The following is a 16,899-nucleotide window of genomic DNA, read 5'->3' as shown; positions in this document are numbered from 1 at the left end:
TCAGGCAGGGCCGGGTGCTACCAGAGCCTGGGGCCGCCGTCGCGATCGCCGCGTAGGCGGTCGCGGGCGATGAACAGCGCGGCGATGGCGCGTGCCTCGTGGAAGTCCTCCCGGGCGAGCAGCGCGGGCAGCTCCTCGAGGGCATGGGTCTCGACGATCAGCGGCTCCGGCTCGTCGCCTGGCAGGCGCTTGGGATAGAGGTCGGTGGCCAGCAGCACCTGCATGCGGTGGCGCATGTAGTTGGGGGCCAGCGACAGCTCCACCAGCGGTTCGATGCTGCGGGCGCCGAAGCCGCACTCCTCCATCAGCTCGCGGTTGGCCGCGGTGACGATGTCCTCGCCCGGGTCGACGAGCCCCTTGGGCAGGGTCAGCACGTAGTCCTCGAAGCCCGCCGCATACTCGCGGATCAGCAGCACGTGGTCCGGGTCGGGCATGGCGACGATCATCACCGCGCCGCTGTCGCTGCCGGTCAGCCGCTCGAAGGTGCGCTCCTCGCCGTTGGAGAAGCGTAGGTCCAGGGATTCGACGTGAAACAGGCGGCTTGTGGCCACCGACCGGCGGGCCAGCACCTCGGGCTTCCGGGGCCACTGGGCCTCGGACCTCGGGGCCTGGGGCTTGGGCGCTTGGGACTCGGGGGCGTTGGACATGGAGGCTCCATTTCTGGGAGGGGAGAGCGCCTGATACAATACCACCCCTTTACCGCCACCACCCGGGAGTCGCGATGATCGACTGGCGCGCCATCGACACCGTCCTGCTCGACATGGACGGCACCCTGCTGGACCTCCATTTCGACAGCCACTTCTGGCTAGAGCACCTGCCCCGGCGCTACGTGGAGCTGCACCAGCTCGATGAGGCCACCCAGGAGGTGGTGCGCTCCAAGGTGCTCCACGAGCAGGGCACCCTCAACTGGTACAGCCTGGCCTACTGGAGTCGCGAGCTCGACCTCGACATCGTCGCCCTCAAGCGCGAGATCCAGCACCTGATCGGCCTGCGCAGCGACGCCCTGGACTTCCTCCGGTGGCTCAAGGTGGCCCATCCCCGGGTGGTGCTGGCCACCAATGCCGACCGCGCGAGCCTCGAGCTCAAGCTGCCGCTCACCGGCCTGGAGGAGTACCTGGACGCCATCGTCTCCTCGGCGGACCTGGGCGTGCCCAAGGAGGAGCAGGCCTTCTGGCCCGCCCTCCAGGCGATCGAGCCCTTCGACCCGGCGCGTACCCTGTTCATCGACGACAACCCCAGGGTGCTGGCCAGCGCCCGTGAGTTCGGCATCCGCCACCTGCTCGGCATCAAGCAGCCCGACAGCACTCGGCCGGAGAAGGAGCTCGAGGAGTTCGTGGCACTCGACCGCTTCGCGGCGATCCTACCCGGCAACCTGCCGCCCGGCCAGGCACCCGGGGCCGCCGGCGCGCCGGGGGAGGGCGCCCATGGAGAGAGATCATGAGTAGCGTGCGGCTCGACAAGTGGCTGTGGGCGGCACGCTTCTTCAAGACCCGGGGCCTGGCCAAGAAGGCCATCGAGGGCGGCAAGGTCCACTACAACGGTGCCCGGGCCAAGACCAGCAAGACCGTCGAGGTGGGCGCCCTGGTGCGCGTGCCCCAGGGGTGGGATCTCCTCGAGGTCGAGGTGGTGGCGCTCTCCGACCAGCGCCGCGGCGCCCCCGAGGCCCGCGCCCTCTACCGCGAGACCGAGGAGAGCGCGGTGCGCCGCGAGCGCGAGGCCGAGGCGCGCCGCCTCACCAACCAGGCCATGCAGCACCCGCTCAAGCGCCCCGACAAGAAGCAGCGCCGGGATATCCAGCGTTTCCAGCGTCAGCAGTCCGACGATTAGCCAGCCGGCCGACGATTCACAGAGAGTCATGATGACCGACCAGATCCAGCGTTTCCTCTTCGACAACACCAACGTGCGCGGCGAGCTCGTCACCCTCGAACGGGCCTACGCCGAGGTCCTCGACCGCCACGACTACCCGCCGGTGGTGAATCGGCTGCTCGGCGAACTGCTCGCCGCCGTGGCGCTGCTCACCGACACCGTCAAGCTCGATGGCACCCTGAGCATCGAGGTGCGCGGCAAGGGCGCCCTGGCCCTGCTGATGGCCGAATCGAACCCCGGCGGCGAGCTGCGCGCCATCGCTCGGCTGGCCGAGGACGCCCCGATGCCGGCGGATGACGCGGGCTTCCTCGAGCTGCTCGGCGGGGGGCAGATCATGATCACCCTGGACCCCCGCGAGGGGCACCGCTACCAGGGCATTGTGGCCCTGGACCACGACAGCCTGGCCGGCTGCCTGGCCGCCTACTTCGTCCAGTCGGAGCAGCTCCCCACCCGGCTGTGGCTGGCCGCGGACGGTCACCGGGCCAGCGGCCTGCTGCTGCAGCGCATGCCTGACGAGTCCCAGAACCAGGACCTCGACGCCTGGGATCGCAGCGTGGTCCTGGCCGACACGGTCAAGGACGAGGAGCTGCTGGCGCTGGCTCCCGAGGCGCTGCTGCATCGCCTCTACCACGAGGAGACGGTGCGGCTCTTCGACCCCAAGCCGCTGCGCTTCGGCTGCACCTGCTCCCGGGAGCGCATCGCCTCCGCGCTGCTGACCCTGGGCCAGGAAGAGCTGCGCCAGGTGCTGGCCGAGCACGGCAGCATCGACACCCAGTGCCACTTCTGCCACACCCGCTACCACTTCGACGAGGCCGACGTCGAGGCGCTGCTGAGCGAGGGTGATGCGCCGCCACCCGTTCTGCACTGATTCGCTTGCTGCGCCGCACAACAAATTCTGTAGTGAACGGGCGAGATGTTGTAGAAAAACTACATGAATTTCGCCCAAAAACGGCGTTCCCCGCGGCGGCGCTTTTTGCCATAATAGCGCCGCTTTTTTCGGCTCGATCGCTTCGCCACAAGACGGGAAACCCGCAGCGGCGATCGATGGCAGGTATCCGCTGCGTCGCCACCGACGCCCGGCACACGAGAGAGAATCGGCCGCAAGGCCCAGGAACCGACATGACCACACCCCAAGCTCCCAAAGTCCACGTCAACCTCAGCAGCGCAGAACTGATCGAGCGTGCAGTGGCCACCGGCGAGGGCCGCCTGGCCGCCAATGGTGCCCTGGTGGTGAATACCGGTGTGCGCACCGGGCGCTCGCCCAAGGACCGCTTCATCGTCGATGAGCCGTCCACCAGCGCGCAGATCGACTGGGGCAGCGTGAACCGTCCCTTCGACGCCGAGAAGTTCGATGCTCTCTGGGCCCGCGTCGAGGACTACCTGCTGGGTCGTGAGCACTATGTGTCGGAGCTCCACGTGGGCAGCGACCCGACCTACTACCTGCCGGCGCGTGTGCAGACCGAGACCGCCTGGCAGAACCTGTTCGGCCGCACCATGTTCGTTCGTCCCGAGGCCTACAACCCTTCCGCCAAGGAAGAGTGGACCATCCTCAACGCCGCCGGCTTCGAGTGCGACCCGGCCCGTGACGGCACCAACTCCGACGGCGTGGTGATCATCAACTTCGCCCAGAAGAAGGTGCTGATCGCCGGCATGCGCTACGCCGGCGAGATGAAGAAGGCCATGTTCTCCGTGCAGAACTTCCTGCTGCCGGCCTCCGACGTGCTGCCGATGCACTGCTCCGCCAACGTGGGCGAGGACGGCGAGACCTGCCTGTTCTTCGGCCTCTCCGGCACCGGCAAGACCACTCTCTCCGCCGACCAGGCCCGCTACCTTATCGGTGACGACGAGCACGCCTGGGGCCCGGGCACCGTCTTCAACATCGAGGGCGGCTGCTACGCCAAGTGCATCGACCTCTCCGAGAAGAACGAGCCGGTCATCTGGAACGCCATCAAGTTCGGCACCGTGCTGGAGAACGTGGTCCTCGACGATCGCCGCGAGCCGGACTACGCCGACGACAGCCTGACCCAGAACTCCCGCGCCGCCTATCCGCTGGAGCACGTCGAGAAGCGCGTGCCGGAGAACCGTGCCGGCGAGCCCAACGCCATCGTCTTCCTGACCTGCGACATGAGCGGCGTGCTGCCCCCGGTCTCCGTGCTCTCCAAGGAAGCTGCGGCCTACCACTTCCTCTCCGGCTACACCGCCAAGGTGGGTTCCACCGAGATGGGCTCCGCCGAAGGTCTCTCCACCACCTTCTCCACCTGTTTCGGCGCTCCCTTCTTCCCGCGTCCGGCCCGCGAGTACGCGGACCTGCTGATCAAGCGCGTGGCCGAGAAGGACGCCCAGGTCTACCTGGTCAACACCGGCTGGACCGGCGGCTCCTACGGTGAGGGCGGCTCGCGCTTCTCCATCCCCACCACCCGCGCCATCATCAGCGCCATCCAGACCGGCGTGCTGCGCGAGGTCGAGACCAAGCGCCTCGAAGGGCTCAACCTGGAGGTGCCGGTGGCCGTGCCGGGCGTCGACTCCCGCCTGCTCGACCCGCGCGAGACCTGGGAAGACAAGGCCGCCTACGACCGCAAGCGCCAGGACCTGGCCGAGCAGTTCGTCGACAACTTCAAGAAGTTCGACGGCGTCAGCGAAGCGATCGTCAAGGCAGGCCCCAGCCTGACCTGATGGTCGGCCGCCGCCGGCGGCATTGGTGACCCCCAGCAGCCCCACGCGCCCCAGGCCGTGGGGCTGCTGCTTTACACGGACGTCAAGCCTGCCGCGGGCGGGGCGCTTGTGATACCTTGTCGCGATCGATTTTCGAGCATCAGTGAAGGGGTAACATGGACGCCACCAACCGCATCATCGCGCGCCTCGCCGAGGAGCTTTCCGTTCGCCCGCAGCAGGTCCTGGCCACGGTGGAGCTGCTCGACGGCGGGGCGACCGTGCCCTTCATCGCCCGCTATCGCAAGGAAGTGACCGGCGGCCTCGACGACACCCAGCTGCGTACCCTTCACGAACGGCTCGGCTATCTGCGTGAGCTGGAGGAGCGCCGCGCCGCGGTGCTCGCCGCCATCGACGAGCAGGGCAAGCTCACCGAGGAGCTCAAGGGACTGATCCAGGCCGCCGACACCAAGCAGCGCCTGGAAGACCTCTACCTGCCCTACAAGAAGAAGCGTCGCACCAAGGCACAGATTGCCCGGGAGGCGGGCCTCGAGCCCCTGGCCGATGCGCTGCTGGCCGACCCCAGCCTGGACCCCGAGAGCGAGGCGGTGAAGTACCTTCGGGCGGCCGAGGGCGACATCCCCGCCGTGGAGGACGCCAAGGCGGCCCTCGACGGCGCCCGCCAGATCCTGATGGAGCGCTTCGCCGAGGACGCCGAGCTGGTGGGCAGCCTGCGCGAGCGGCTGTGGCAGGAGGGCGAGCTCAGCGCCCGGGTGATTCCGGGCAAGGAGGGCGAGGGCGCCAAGTTCTCCGACTACTTCGAGCACGACGAGAAGCTTTCGAAGACGCCCTCCCACCGGGCGCTGGCCATGTTCCGCGGCCGCAACGAGGGCGTGCTGACGCTCGCCATCAAGCTGCCCGGCGAGGACGAGGCGCCGCTCCATCCGGCCCAGGTGGCCATCGCCCGCCACTTCTCGATCCGCGATGAGGGCCGTGCCGCGGACAAATGGCTGGCCGACGTGGTGCGCTGGACCTGGCGGGTCAAGCTCTACACCCACCTGGAGACCGAGCTGCTGGGCCGCCTGCGCGAGTCCGCGGAGCTCGCCGCCATCGAGGTCTTCGCCGCCAACCTCAAGGATCTGCTGCTGGCCGCGCCGGCGGGGCAGAAGGCCACGCTTGCCATCGACCCGGGCCTGCGCACCGGCTGCAAGGTGGCGGTGGTGGATGCCACCGGCCAGTTCCTGGCCCACGCCACCATCTATCCCCATGCGCCCCGCAACGACTGGGACGCCTCGCTGGCCGAGCTGGCCCGGCTGGTCGAGAAGCACGATGTGGCGCTGATCGCCGTGGGCAACGGCACCGCCAGCCGCGAGACCGACCGCCTGGCCGGCGACCTGCTGAAACGCTTCGCCGGCAAGCGTACGCTCTCCAAGGTGATGGTCAGCGAGGCGGGCGCCTCGGTCTACTCCGCCTCGGAGTACGCCTCCCGGGAGCTGCCCGACCTCGACGTCACCATCCGCGGCGCCGTCTCCATCGCCCGGCGCCTGCAGGACCCGCTGGCCGAGCTGGTCAAGATCGAGCCCAAGTCCATCGGCGTGGGCCAGTACCAGCACGACGTCTCCCAGGTGCAGCTGTCGCGCAGCCTCGAGGCGGTGATCGAGGACTGCGTGAACGCCGTGGGGGTGGACCTCAACACCGCCTCCAGCGCCCTGCTCTCCCGAGTGGCGGGGCTCTCCCCGGCGTTGGCCGAGGCGATCGTCGCCCGGCGCAACGTGCAGGGCGCCTTCGCCAGCCGCAAGGAGCTGCTCGAGGTGAGCCGCCTCGGGCCCAGGACCTTCGAGCAGTGCGCGGGCTTCCTGCGCATCATGAACGGCGACAACCCCCTGGATGCCAGCGCCGTGCACCCCGAGGCCTACCCCCTGGTGGAGCGCATCGCCGCGAAGAGCGGCCGGGATCTCGGCAGCCTGATCGGCGACAGCGCCACCCTGAAGTCGCTCAGGCCCGCCGAGTTCGCCGACGAGCGCTTCGGCGTGCCCACCGTGACCGATATCCTCGCCGAGCTGGACAAGCCGGGCCGCGACCCGCGCCCCGAGTTCAAGGCCGCCGAGTTCCGCGAGGGGGTCGAGACCCTCAAGGACCTCGAGCCCGGCATGATCCTCGAAGGCAGCGTCACCAACGTCACCCACTTCGGCGCCTTCGTCGACATCGGCGTCCATCAGGATGGCCTGGTGCATATCTCGGCGCTCTCCCACACCTTCGTCGAGGACCCGCGCTCGGTGGTCAAGGCCGGCGACATCGTCAGGGTCAAGGTGATGAGCGTCGATATTCCCAGGGCCCGCATCGGCCTCTCCATGCGCCTGGACGACCAGCCGGGGGAGGAGGGCGAGAGCCCGCGCCGTGCCGGCGGGGGGCGTCAGTCGACCGGCCAGAAGCCCGGGGGCCAGAAGGCGCCCCGCAGGGGCGGCGGACGCGACTCGAGTGACTCCCAGGGGCAGATGGGTGCCCTAGGGGCCGCCCTGCTCAAGGCCAAACAGAAGCGCTAACCTTCCACGCTAATTTTCCGCTACCAGGGGTGTTACCTTGTCCGACTCACTCGCCACCCTCATCGAGCGCCTGGCCGGCCCCGCCCGCCAGGGGCAGTTCAGCCGGCTTCGCCGCGGCCTCGAGAAGGAGGGGCTGCGCGTCGACCCCGCAGGGCGCATCGCCCGCACCCCGCACCCGGAGGCGCTGGGTTCCAAGCTGACCCACCCGCACATCACCACCGACTACTCCGAGGCGCTGCTGGAGTACATCACCCCGGTCTACTGCCGGCCCGCCGACGCCATGGCCTTCCTCGGCGATCTGCACCGCTTCAGCTATCGCTACCTCGGCGACGAGCTGATCTGGCCGGCCAGCATGCCGTCGCGCCTGGCCGGCAACGACAGCGTGCCCATCGCCGACTACGGCCGCTCCAACGTGGGCACCATGAAGCGGGTCTACCGGCAGGGGCTGGACGTGCGCTACGGGCGCATCATGCAGGCCATCGCCGGGGTGCACTACAACGTCTCCCTGCCCGACGACCTCTGGACGCTGCTGCGCGAGCTGGAGGGGGCGACCGACACCCCCATGGCCGACTATCGCTCCCAGCGCTACTTCGGGCTGATCCGCAACTTCCGCCGCCACAGCTGGCTGCTGCTCTACCTGTTCGGCGCCTCGCCGGCGCTGGATCGCAGCTTCCTGGATGGCCGCGAGATCCCCGACAACCTCGAGGCCCATGGCAGCGAGACGCTGGTATCGCGCTACGCCACCAGCCTGCGAATGTCGGACCTGGGCTATCAGAACAAGGTGCAGGCCCAGCTCAAGATCTGCTTCAACTCGCTCTCCAACTACGTCAATACCCTGCGCAACGCCATCTCCACGCCCTGGCCCGCCTATGCGGCCCTGGGCGTTCAGGAGGGGAGCGAGTGGCGCCAGCTCAACGCCAACATCCTGCAGATCGAGAACGAGTACTACAGCGACATCCGCCCCAAGCGGGTGACCCGCCACGGCGAGACCCCCAGCCAGGCCCTGGAGGCCGGCGGGGTGGAGTACATCGAGGTGCGCTGCCTCGACCTCAACCCGCTGCTGACCCTGGGCCTGGACGAGGCGCAGATCCACTTCGTTGACGCCTTCGTGATGTGGTGCCTGCTGGCCGAGAGCCCCTGGATCAGCGACGAGGAGTGCGAGCACCTGGACGACAACCGCCGGCGGGTGGTGGAGCGTGGCCGCGATCCGGCGCTCCAGCTGTGCGACCGGGGGCAAGGCCGCAGCGTGGCGGAGTGGGGCGGCGAGATCCTGGCCGAGATCGACCAGGTGGCGGGCCTGCTCGACCAGCTGGAGGCGGGCAGCCCCCACAGGGAGGCCGTGGCCGCCATGGCCCCGCGCCTGGCCGACCCGTCGCTGACGCCCTCGGGCAGGCTGATGGCGCGCCTCGAGGAGAGCGGCGAGGAGTTCAGCGACGCCATGCTGGCCATCGCCCGGGAGCAGGCCGAGCGGCTGCGCGGTGAGCCCATGGACCCGGCCCGGGAGGCGATGTTCGCCGAGCTGGTGGGCACCTCCTGGCGCCAGCAGGAGGAGATCGAGGCCGCCGACCGGGTCGCCTTCGATGACTTCCTGGCCGACTACTTCGAGCGTGCCCGAGAGTCTCGCCTGATCGGGGAGGAGAGCCCATGAGCACGCACCTGACTCGCCTCTCGGTGCGCCAGTGGAGCCTCGCCGGGTTGGCCTTCTGCGTGCTGATGATGGCCGTGGCCCTCGGGCTCGAGCACCTCGGCGGCCTCGAGCCCTGTCCGCTGTGCATCTTCCAGCGGGTGGCGGTGCTGTCGGCCGCCGCGGTCTTCGCGATCGCCGCCATCCACAACCCCGCCGGGCGGGTCGGGGCGGGCGTCTACGGCGCCCTGGGCCTCGCCTCGGTGGCCGGTGGCATCGGCGTGGCATGGCGCCATCTGTGGCTGCAGTCGCTGCCGCCGGACCAGGTGCCCAGCTGCGGCCCCGGCCTCGACTACATGATGGAGCTGTTGCCCTGGCGTGACGTGGTGGCCATGGTGCTCTCGGGCTCCGGCGAGTGCGCCGAGATCGACTTCCTGCTGCTCGGCATCTCGCTGCCCGGCTGGACGCTGATCGGCTTCCTGGTGCTGGCCCTGGCGCCGCTGGGCCTTCTGCTCTCGGCGTTCCGGGAGCGCCGCTGAGTCTCCCCGATGCCCCTGGCCAATGGCCCTCCCCTCGGGGATTGACAGCGCCGGCGGCGCGGGCGAGTCTGGAGTCCCCGCCGGGAACAGGAGGCTCCCGGCGTCACCGATCTGGCTCCACCAAACGTAGGGAGGCCCCCATGCTGGAAGATTGCAAGAGCGCCCTGGAGCGCTGGGGCGGCGTGCACAAGCTGATCGATCAATGGCTGGACGAGCGCCGCGAGCTGCTGGTCCACTTCGTGGAGCTCAAGGAGGCCTGCGACGCCGAACTGGAGGCGGTGAGCAAGGCGCAGATCGACCGCTTCAGCGAGCTTTTGATGGACTACATCAGCGCCGGCCACTTCGAGATCTACCCCCAGCTGCGCGAGGAGGCCAAGGCCTTCGACGACGAGGCCGCCCTGACGCTGGCCGACCGTCTGCTGGCGCGGCTGGAGATGTCCACCGAGCTCGTGCTCTCCTTCGATGCCGAGTACGAGAGCCCCGGTCGCGTGCGCCAGCATCTCGGCCGGCTGCCCGCCTGGCTCGAACGCCTGGCCCACGGCCTTACCGAGCGCTTCGCCCTCGAGGATCAGCTGATCGGGCGCGTCCATGCCGCCCACGCCCCTGACGCCGCCCGCCAGGAGGCCGCGGCCCAGTCACGGGCCTGATGTCTCACCCGCCTGGCCCGCCATGCCCGGTCAGGCGCCCTGGCCGCGGCGCTCGAAGCGTCCGCCCAGCACCAGGAGGCAGGGCGTCAGCAGCAGCGTCAGGGCGGTGGCGAAGGTGAGCCCGCCGGCGATGGCGCTGGAGAGCTGGGTCCACCACTGGGTCGAGGGGGCGCCCAGCCCCAGGCTCGGCGCGAAGAGGTTGACGTTCACCCCCAGCACCATGGGCATAAGCCCCAGCACCGTGGTGATGGCCGTCAGCAGCACCGGGCGCAGGCGCAGCCCGCCCGCCTCCAGGGCGGCTTCCAAGGGGGAGAGCCCCTCGCCGCGCAGCTGGTTGTAGGTGTCGATCAGCACGATGTTGTTGTTCACCACGATCCCCGCCAGGGCGATGATGCCCATTCCCACCATGACGATGCCGAAGGGCTGGCCGTTGACCAGCAGGCCCAGCAGCACCCCCGCGGTGGAGAGCACGATCGCCGAGAGCACCAGCCCCGCCTGGTAGAGGCTGTTGAACTGGGTGACCAGGATCAGCGCCATCAGCGCGATGGCCACCAGGAAGGCGCTGGCCAGGAAGCGGCTCGCCTCTTGCTGGTCCTGCTGTTCGCCGGCCACGTTGACGATCACCCCCTCCGGCGGCGTACCGCCCGTCTCGAGCAGGGCGCGCAGCCGCTCGTCGGCCCGGTAACCCTCGGCCACGTCGGCCTCGAGGGTCACCGCTCGCCGCCCGTCGATACGGTGCAGGGTGCCCACCTTGGGCGCCGGCACCAGCTCCACGAAGTTGGCGATCGGCACCTGGCCCCGGGCCGTGTTGAGCGTCAGCCGGCCCAGCTGGTCCAGGGAGCGGTAGCCCGCCGGCAGGCGCACGCGGATATCCACCTCGTCGCTCACTCCGGGGGGGCGGTAGCTGGCCACCTGCAGGCCGGTAGTGAGCAGCTGCACCGCGCTGCCCACCGCGGCCACGTCGGCGCCGAAGCGCGCCGCCGCCTCGCGGTCCACCATCACCCGCCACTCCACGCCGGGCAGGCTGCGGTCATCCTCGATGTCGCGGAAGCCGCCCAGCTCGCCCATCAGCTCGCGCAGCCGGTCCACCGCGCGGTCGGTGGCGGCATCGTCATGGCCGCTCACTTCCAGCACGATGGGCTTGCCCTCGCCGGGCCCCATCTCCTGCTCGCGGAACTCCAGCACCATTCCGGGCAGGTCGGCGGTGCGTTCGCTCATCTCCGCGAAGATCGCCGCCACCGGCCGGCGCTGCTGCCAGTCGATCAGCTGGAACTGCAGCGCGCCGATCACGTCGCTGCCGAGCTGCTGGTTGGGCGTGGCGAAGGAGCGGGCGTAGAGCGCCTCCACCTCGCTCATGCCGGCCAGGCGCGCCTCCACCCGGCGCACCACGGCGTCCTTCTCGGCGGCGGAGAAGTCGCCCCGGGCGCGCACCAGCACCTGGGCGCTGTCGGGCTCCACGGCGGGGAAGAACTCCACGCCGTGGTTGAAGCGGGCGTAGGCGGTGTAGATCAGCCCCAGCAGCAGCAGGGCGAAGAGCAGGGTCAGCCCCGGCATGGCCAGCAGCCGGGCGAGCAGGGCGCGATAGAAGCGGCCGCCGGCGCTGATGTGGTCCTCGGCGATCTCCCGGCGCGAGGCGCGCACCCCGAAGACGCCGCCCAGGGTGGGCAGGAACACCAGCGCCATGGCCAGCGAGGCCAGCAGGCAGAGGATCACCGTGGCCGGCAGGTACTTCATGAACTCGCCCACCACCCCGGGCCAGAACAGCAGCGGCACGAACACCGCGAGGGTAGTGGCGGTGGAGGCGATCACCGGCCAGCTCATGCGCGCGGCGGCGTTGACCCAGGCCTCCCGGGGTGGCTGGCCCTGGCGCAGGTGGCGGTCGGCCAGCTCCGAGACCACGATGGCGCCGTCCACCAGCATGCCGGCGACGAGAATGAGCGAGAAGAGCACGACGATGTTGAGGGTGTAGCCCAGGGTCCAGATCAGCAGGATGCCGGTGAGGAAGGCGCCCGGGATGGTCAGCCCCACCATCAGGGCGCTGCGCAGCCCCATGGCGGCGAGTATCACCACCAGCACCATCACCACCGCGGTGAGCACGTTGTTGAGCAGCTCGTCGAGCATCTCCTCCACCATCTGGGACTGGTCCATGATGGTGGTGATCTCGAGCCCGTCCGGGATCAGGCCGGCCGCCTGGTCGAGCAGGCCGTTCACCTGTTCGATGGTGGCGATGATATTGGCCCCGGCGCGCTTGGAGATCTCCAGCACCAGCGCCGGCTGGTCGTCGATGCGGGCGAAGCCGTCGGGGTCCTTGAAGGTGGGGCGGATCCAGGCCACGTCGCCGAAGGTCACCACCCGGTCGCCCTCCACCTTCACCGGCATGCCCATCACGTCCTCGAGGCTCTCGATCACCCCGGGCACCTTGAGGGCCAGACGCCCGGCGCCGGTGTCCAGGCTGCCCGCCGCCACCAGGCGGTTGTTGCGGCTGACCAGGTTGAACAGGGTGTCGAAGTCGACCCCATAGCTGTCCAGCACCAGCGGGTCGACGACGATCTCGAGGAGCTCCTCGCGGTCGCCGCCGATGTCCACCTCCAGGACCTCGCCGATGCCCTCGATCTCCTCCTTGAGGCGCCTTGCCACGGCCAGCCGCTGGCGCTCCTCTAGCTGGCCGGAGAGGCCGATGGAGAGCACCGGGAAGAGCCCCACGTTGACCTCCATGACCCGCGGCTCGTCGGCCTCGGCGGGCAGCTCGGCGCGGGCGATATCGACCTTCTCGCGCACGTCGGAGAGCGCCTGGTCGGGGTCGAAGCCGGCGTCGAACTCCAGCGTCACCGCGGCGTGCCCTTCGCTGGCCTGGGAGGTCATCTTGCGCACCCCCTCGATGCTGCGCAGCTCCTGCTCCATGGGCCGTACCAGCAGGCGCTCGCCGTCCTCGGGGCTGACCCCCTCCAGCGACAGCGAGACATAGATGATGGGGATGGTGACGTCGGGGTTGGCCTCCTTGGGGATCGCCTGCCAGGCGGCCAGGCCCGCCAGCAGCAGCGCGGCCAGCAGCAGCAGGGTGGTGCGCGAGCGGTCCAGCGCCGCCTCGATCAGGGTGCGCATCTCAGGGCGACGCCTGGGTGGTGTCGGCCACCACCGGCACGACGCGCTCGCCCGCCGCCACCAGGCCGCCGCCCAGGGTGATCAGGCGCACCCGCTCGGGCAGCCCCGTGACGCGGGCCTCGTCGGTGGCGGCGTCGACCAGTTCGACCGGCGTGCGCACCACCCGGTCGTCGTCATCCAGGTGCTTCACCGCCAGGCGGCCGTCGTCATCGAGCTCCAGCAGGGCAGGGGAGAGCCGGTGCACCTGCCGCTCGGGGAGGGTGATCACCAGGGTGGCGCTGGCGCCGGCCAGGCGGCGTCCCTCGGGGTTGGCCACCCGGGCCTCCACGCTGAAGGTGCGCGCCTCCTCCTCGGCGCGGCGCGCCACCAGGCTCACCTCGCCCTCGAGCCGCGAACCGTCCAGCAGGCGCAGCGTCGCGGGCAGGCCGACCTCCAGCGCTTGGGCGTCGCGCTGGGGCGCCCAGGCCCTGGCCACCAGGTGGCGGTCATCCACCAGCTGGCCGAAGGCCTCGCCCACCTGGAGCAGCTCGCCGAGCTCCACGTCGAGGCGGTCGAGCACGCCGTTGAAGGGGGCGGTGGGGCGGGTATCGTCGAGCTGGCGGCGCAGGTTCGCCACCTCGGCGGCCGCCCGGGCGACGCCGCTCTGCAGGCGCAGGTAGTCGGTGTTGGCGATCAGCTCGCGGCGGCGCAGGTCATCGGCGCCGGCCAGCTCGGCCCGGGCCAGGGCGAGCTCCGCCTCGGCCTGTTCGAGCCGGGCCGGCAGCTCGTCCCGGGCCAGATGGATCAGCACCGTGCCGGCCTCGACCCGCTCTCCCGCCGCCACCGGCAGCGCCTCGACGCGCCCCGCCTGGCGGGCGCGCAGGGTCAGTTCGCGGTCGGCTTCCAGGTGGCCCTGCAGCACCAGCCGCGGGGCGTGGGCTTCGGCCTCGCGCTCCATGACCTCGACCCGGACGGCGGGCGGTGCCTCGGTCGGCTCGCTCTCGGGGGCGGTGTCCTGGAAGCGCTGCAGGTCGCCGAAGGCAAGCCATATTCCCAGGGCTAAGGTGACGGCGATGGCCAGCAGCGGAGAGAGGGGGAGGCGACGGCGTGGCATGCGGTGTGATCCATCAGCGGGCATGAAGCGCCAGCTTACTACCGTTAGCGCTTCGCTTGTGAGCGCCCTTCGGGCTTGTGAGGAGTGAGTCGTGAGCGCGCTTCGCGCTTGAGAATGGTAAACCCCTCACCCCTCACCCCTCACCCCTCACCCCTCACCCCTCACCCCTCACCCCTCACCCCTCACTACTCACCAGCGAAGCGCTCACAAGCCCGCAGGGCGCTCACCCCTCACCTTATGTTGCATTGAGTTTTGTGCGGCGCAGGCATACCATCTTGCCGGTTTGAATTGAGGCCCGGCGGCTTGCCCGGCGGGTCCGTCCTCACGGCGACACCCCGTGCGTTGACAACCAAGGAGCCTCCATGAAACAGCCCGTCCGTATTGCCATCACCGGCGCTGCCGGCCAGATCAGCTACTCCCTCGCCTTCCGCATCGCCTCCGGCGACATGCTGGGCAAGGACCAGCCGGTCATCCTGCAGCTGCTCGAGATCACCCCGGCCATGGAAGCCCTCAAGGGTGTGGTGATGGAGCTGAACGACTGCGCCTTCCCGCTGGTTCAGGACATCGTCGCCACCGACGACGCCAACGTCGCCTTCAAGGATGCCGATTTCGCCCTGCTGGTGGGTGCGCGTCCGCGCGGCCCGGGCATGGAGCGCAAGGACCTCCTGGAAGCCAACGCCGCCATCTTCTCGGTGCAGGGCAAGGCCCTGAACGACAACGCCAGCCGCGACGTCAAGGTGCTGGTGGTGGGCAACCCGGCCAACACCAACGCCCTGATCGCCTCCTGCAACGCGCCGGACCTGGATCCCAAGCAGTTCACCGCCATGACCCGCCTGGACCACAACCGCGCCCTGACCCAGCTGGCCCAGAAGACCGGCAAGCACGTCACCGACGTCGAGAGCATGATCATCTGGGGCAACCACAGCGCCACCCAGTACCCCGACATCGCCCACTGCAAGGTGGCCGGCAAGCCGGCGGCCGAGCTGGTCGAGCGTGACTGGTACGAGAACACCTTCATTCCGGACGTGCAGCAGCGCGGCGCGGCCATCATCAAGGCCCGCGGTGCCTCCTCCGCGGCCTCTGCGGCCTCTTCCGCCATCGACCACATGCGCGACTGGGCGCTGGGCACCAACGGCCAGATCGTCAGCATGGCGATCCCCTCCGACGGCAGCTATGGCGTCGAGCCGGGCATCATCTACTCCTACCCGGTCACCTGCGAAGGCGGCAAGTACGAGATCGTCCAGGGCCTGGCGCTGGACGACTTCAGCCAGCAGAAGATGAAGGCCACCGAAGACGAGCTGCGTGAAGAGCGCGCCGCCGTCGAGCACCTGCTGGGCTGATCGGGCCTTCCTTCGGGAGCGGGCTTCCACCCTGTGGGAGCCCGGGTTTCCCGGGCGAATCGCCGCGTAGCGGCGCAGAGCAGTGAAAAAACCCGCCGGAGCGAATTCCGGCGGGTTTTTTCGTTGTCGTGGGTCTTGCCTGGTCGCCTGGCGCTCAGTCCCTCAGGCTGATGATCCGCCAGCCGCGGGCCTCGGCGACCTCGCGCAGGGAGGGGTCCGGGTCCACCGCCACCGGGTGGTCGACCTTCTCCAGCAGCGCCAGGTCGTTGTGGGAGTCGCTGTAGAACCAGGCGTCGTCCAGGGTCAGCTCCTTGTCGGCCAGCCACGCTTCCAGACGCACCACCTTGCCCTCGCGGTAGCTGGGGGTGCCCTTCACGCGGCCGGTGTAGCGGCCGTCGGCGATCTCGGGCTCCACGGCGATCAGGTCATCCACGCCCAGCCGCTCGGCGATGGGGCCGGTGATAAAGCGGTTGGTAGCGGTGATGATCAGCAGGGTGTCGCCGCGGGAGCGGTGGCGGGCCACCAGCTCCTCGCCCTTGGGCAGGATATGCGGCTCGATCTTGCTGGCCATGAACTGCTGGTGCCAGGCGGCGAGCTGTTCGGGGCTGTTCTCGGCCAGGGGCTTGAGCGCCACCTCGAGGAAGGCGTGGATATCCAGGGTGCCGGCCTCGTAGTCGGCCATGAAGCGATCATTGGCGTCGCGGTAGGCCACTGGGTCCACGGCGCCCTGCTCGAGAAGGAACTCCCCCCAGGCGTGATCGCTGTCGATCGACAGCAGGGTATTGTCCAGGTCGAAGATGGCCAGGCTCACGATGACTCCCATGGGCAGGTTGCAGAGGGTAACAATCAGGGTCGAAAGCCCGCGATTATCGCAGAACCCGCAGCCGGCTGCGAGCCGCGCCGGGGCGGCTCGTCCGCAAGGCGTATTGATGCGCTTCGTGGCCTTGTGGAAGAATGGGTTCAATTCAGGTTTCAACAAGGTGAAGTCCGTGATCGACGCTGACGGCTTTCGCCCCAACGTTGGCATCATCATCGCCAACGATCAGGGGCAGCTGCTCTGGGCGCGTCGGGTAGGGCAGAACGCGTGGCAGTTTCCCCAGGGAGGCATCAAGGCGAACGAGACACCGAAAGAGGCACTGTTTCGCGAACTCTTCGAGGAGATCGGCCTGACCGCCGATGACGTCGAGATCCTTGCCTGCACCCGGGGTTGGCTCCGCTATCGCCTGCCGCGACGCATGATTCGTACCCATTCGAGGCCGGTCTGCATCGGCCAGAAACAGAAGTGGTTCCTGCTGAGGATCCGCTGTCAGGAGAGCCGGATCTGCATGGATGGCACGCCCACGCCGGAGTTCGACGGCTGGCGCTGGGTCAGCTACTGGTATCCGTTGGGCCAGGTGGTGCCCTTCAAGCGAGAGGTCTACCGCCGCGCGCTCCGGGAGCTCTCTCCCAGCGCCCAGCGCCTGGCCCTGGGCTTCGGCTAGAGGGTGTCATGGCCG

General features: G+C 69.4%; 14 protein-coding genes. 10 read left to right on the top strand and 4 right to left on the bottom strand.

Annotation, left to right across the window (positions count from 1 at the left end; all coding sequences use genetic code 11):
* Nucleotides 1–17 precede the first annotated feature (17 nt).
* Entirely contained in the window at nt 18–647 is a 630-nt protein-coding gene (gene nudE, locus HIR79_RS15550; protein ID WP_249322187.1) for an ADP compounds hydrolase NudE, read from the bottom strand.
* A gap of 74 nt (nt 648–721) precedes the next feature.
* Between nudE and yrfG the strand changes: the two genes are divergently transcribed.
* The 8 genes from yrfG (at nt 722) to rsd (ending at nt 9,868) form a co-directional block, all read left to right on the top strand.
* Nucleotides 722–1,441 carry a GMP/IMP nucleotidase gene (gene yrfG, locus HIR79_RS15545; protein ID WP_169959019.1) on the top strand — a complete coding sequence of 240 codons (720 nt, stop codon included), beginning with the start codon at nt 722–724 and terminating at the stop codon, nt 1,439–1,441.
* Nucleotides 1,438–1,827 (top strand): ribosome-associated heat shock protein Hsp15, encoded by a 390-nt coding sequence (gene hslR, locus HIR79_RS15540; RefSeq protein WP_119021774.1) that lies wholly within the window; start codon nt 1,438–1,440, stop codon nt 1,825–1,827. The genes yrfG and hslR overlap by 4 nt, the downstream gene beginning before the upstream one ends.
* A gap of 31 nt (nt 1,828–1,858) precedes the next feature.
* Entirely contained in the window at nt 1,859–2,734 is an 876-nt protein-coding gene (gene hslO, locus HIR79_RS15535; protein WP_169959018.1) for an Hsp33 family molecular chaperone HslO, read from the top strand.
* A 251-nt stretch (nt 2,735–2,985) separates the two neighbouring features.
* Nucleotides 2,986–4,539 (top strand): phosphoenolpyruvate carboxykinase, encoded by a 1,554-nt coding sequence (locus HIR79_RS15530; protein WP_169959017.1) that lies wholly within the window; start codon nt 2,986–2,988, stop codon nt 4,537–4,539.
* Between the two features lie 155 nt (nt 4,540–4,694).
* Nucleotides 4,695–7,058: a Tex family protein gene (locus HIR79_RS15525; RefSeq protein WP_169959016.1), complete on the top strand. Its 2,364-nt coding sequence runs from the start codon at nt 4,695–4,697 to the stop codon at nt 7,056–7,058.
* Between the two features lie 37 nt (nt 7,059–7,095).
* Entirely contained in the window at nt 7,096–8,706 is a 1,611-nt protein-coding gene (gene gshA, locus HIR79_RS15520; RefSeq protein WP_169959015.1) for a glutamate--cysteine ligase, read from the top strand.
* Nucleotides 8,703–9,221, top strand: a complete 519-nt coding sequence (locus HIR79_RS15515; protein WP_169959014.1) for a disulfide bond formation protein B — start codon at nt 8,703–8,705, stop codon at nt 9,219–9,221. Before gshA ends, HIR79_RS15515 begins: the two co-directional genes overlap by 4 nt.
* A 140-nt stretch (nt 9,222–9,361) precedes the next feature.
* Nucleotides 9,362–9,868, top strand: coding sequence for a sigma D regulator (gene rsd / locus HIR79_RS15510; RefSeq protein ID WP_169959013.1), 507 nt, complete (start codon nt 9,362–9,364; stop codon nt 9,866–9,868).
* A 30-nt stretch (nt 9,869–9,898) separates the two neighbouring features.
* On the opposite strand, the gene HIR79_RS15505 is transcribed toward rsd, so the two are convergent.
* Both HIR79_RS15505 and HIR79_RS15500 read right to left on the bottom strand, forming a co-directional pair.
* Entirely contained in the window at nt 9,899–12,970 is a 3,072-nt protein-coding gene (locus tag HIR79_RS15505) for an efflux RND transporter permease subunit (protein WP_169959012.1), read from the bottom strand.
* Between the two features lies 1 nt (nt 12,971).
* Nucleotides 12,972–14,063 (bottom strand): efflux RND transporter periplasmic adaptor subunit, encoded by a 1,092-nt coding sequence (locus HIR79_RS15500; protein ID WP_169959011.1) that lies wholly within the window; start codon nt 14,061–14,063, stop codon nt 12,972–12,974.
* Nucleotides 14,064–14,425: 362 nt separating this feature from the next.
* Here HIR79_RS15500 and HIR79_RS15495 point away from each other — a divergent pair, with 362 nt between their 5' ends.
* Nucleotides 14,426–15,403 (top strand): malate dehydrogenase, encoded by a 978-nt coding sequence (locus HIR79_RS15495; RefSeq protein WP_169959010.1) that lies wholly within the window; start codon nt 14,426–14,428, stop codon nt 15,401–15,403.
* 154 nt (nt 15,404–15,557) lie between these two features.
* Here HIR79_RS15495 and HIR79_RS15490 read toward each other — a convergent pair whose 3' ends face one another.
* Nucleotides 15,558–16,214, bottom strand: a complete 657-nt coding sequence (locus tag HIR79_RS15490; RefSeq protein ID WP_169959625.1) for a histidinol-phosphatase — start codon at nt 16,212–16,214, stop codon at nt 15,558–15,560.
* 178 nt (nt 16,215–16,392) lie between these two features.
* Between HIR79_RS15490 and HIR79_RS15485 the strand changes: the two genes are divergently transcribed.
* Nucleotides 16,393–16,884, top strand: coding sequence for an RNA pyrophosphohydrolase (locus tag HIR79_RS15485; protein WP_211620855.1), 492 nt, complete (start codon nt 16,393–16,395; stop codon nt 16,882–16,884).
* The last annotated feature ends 15 nt before the right edge of the window (nt 16,885–16,899 follow it).

Origin of the sequence: Halomonas sp. PGE1 (genome assembly GCF_013000985.1) — a bacterium.
GTDB lineage: Bacteria > Pseudomonadota > Gammaproteobacteria > Pseudomonadales > Halomonadaceae > Halomonas > Halomonas alkalicola.
The sequence above is the reverse complement of the archived record's forward strand: the minus strand, read 5'-3'. Positions and strand labels throughout refer to the sequence as shown.

What these genes read in the sequence shown, in the direction of transcription:
- HIR79_RS15525 (WP_169959016.1), top strand. Translation starts at nt 4,695, where the DNA reads ATGGACGCCACCAACCGCATCATCGCGCGCCTCGCCGAGGAGCTTTCC.
- yrfG (WP_169959019.1), top strand. Translation starts at nt 722, where the DNA reads ATGATCGACTGGCGCGCCATCGACACCGTCCTGCTCGACATGGACGGC.
- HIR79_RS15500 (WP_169959011.1), bottom strand. Translation starts at nt 14,063, where the DNA reads ATGCCACGCCGTCGCCTCCCCCTCTCTCCGCTGCTGGCCATCGCCGTC.
- HIR79_RS15515 (WP_169959014.1), top strand. Translation starts at nt 8,703, where the DNA reads ATGAGCACGCACCTGACTCGCCTCTCGGTGCGCCAGTGGAGCCTCGCC.
- nudE (WP_249322187.1), bottom strand. Translation starts at nt 647, where the DNA reads ATGTCCAACGCCCCCGAGTCCCAAGCGCCCAAGCCCCAGGCCCCGAGG.
- HIR79_RS15495 (WP_169959010.1), top strand. Translation starts at nt 14,426, where the DNA reads ATGAAACAGCCCGTCCGTATTGCCATCACCGGCGCTGCCGGCCAGATC.
- rsd (WP_169959013.1), top strand. Translation starts at nt 9,362, where the DNA reads ATGCTGGAAGATTGCAAGAGCGCCCTGGAGCGCTGGGGCGGCGTGCAC.
- HIR79_RS15505 (WP_169959012.1), bottom strand. Translation starts at nt 12,970, where the DNA reads ATGCGCACCCTGATCGAGGCGGCGCTGGACCGCTCGCGCACCACCCTG.
- hslR (WP_119021774.1), top strand. Translation starts at nt 1,438, where the DNA reads ATGAGTAGCGTGCGGCTCGACAAGTGGCTGTGGGCGGCACGCTTCTTC.
- hslO (WP_169959018.1), top strand. Translation starts at nt 1,859, where the DNA reads ATGACCGACCAGATCCAGCGTTTCCTCTTCGACAACACCAACGTGCGC.
- HIR79_RS15530 (WP_169959017.1), top strand. Translation starts at nt 2,986, where the DNA reads ATGACCACACCCCAAGCTCCCAAAGTCCACGTCAACCTCAGCAGCGCA.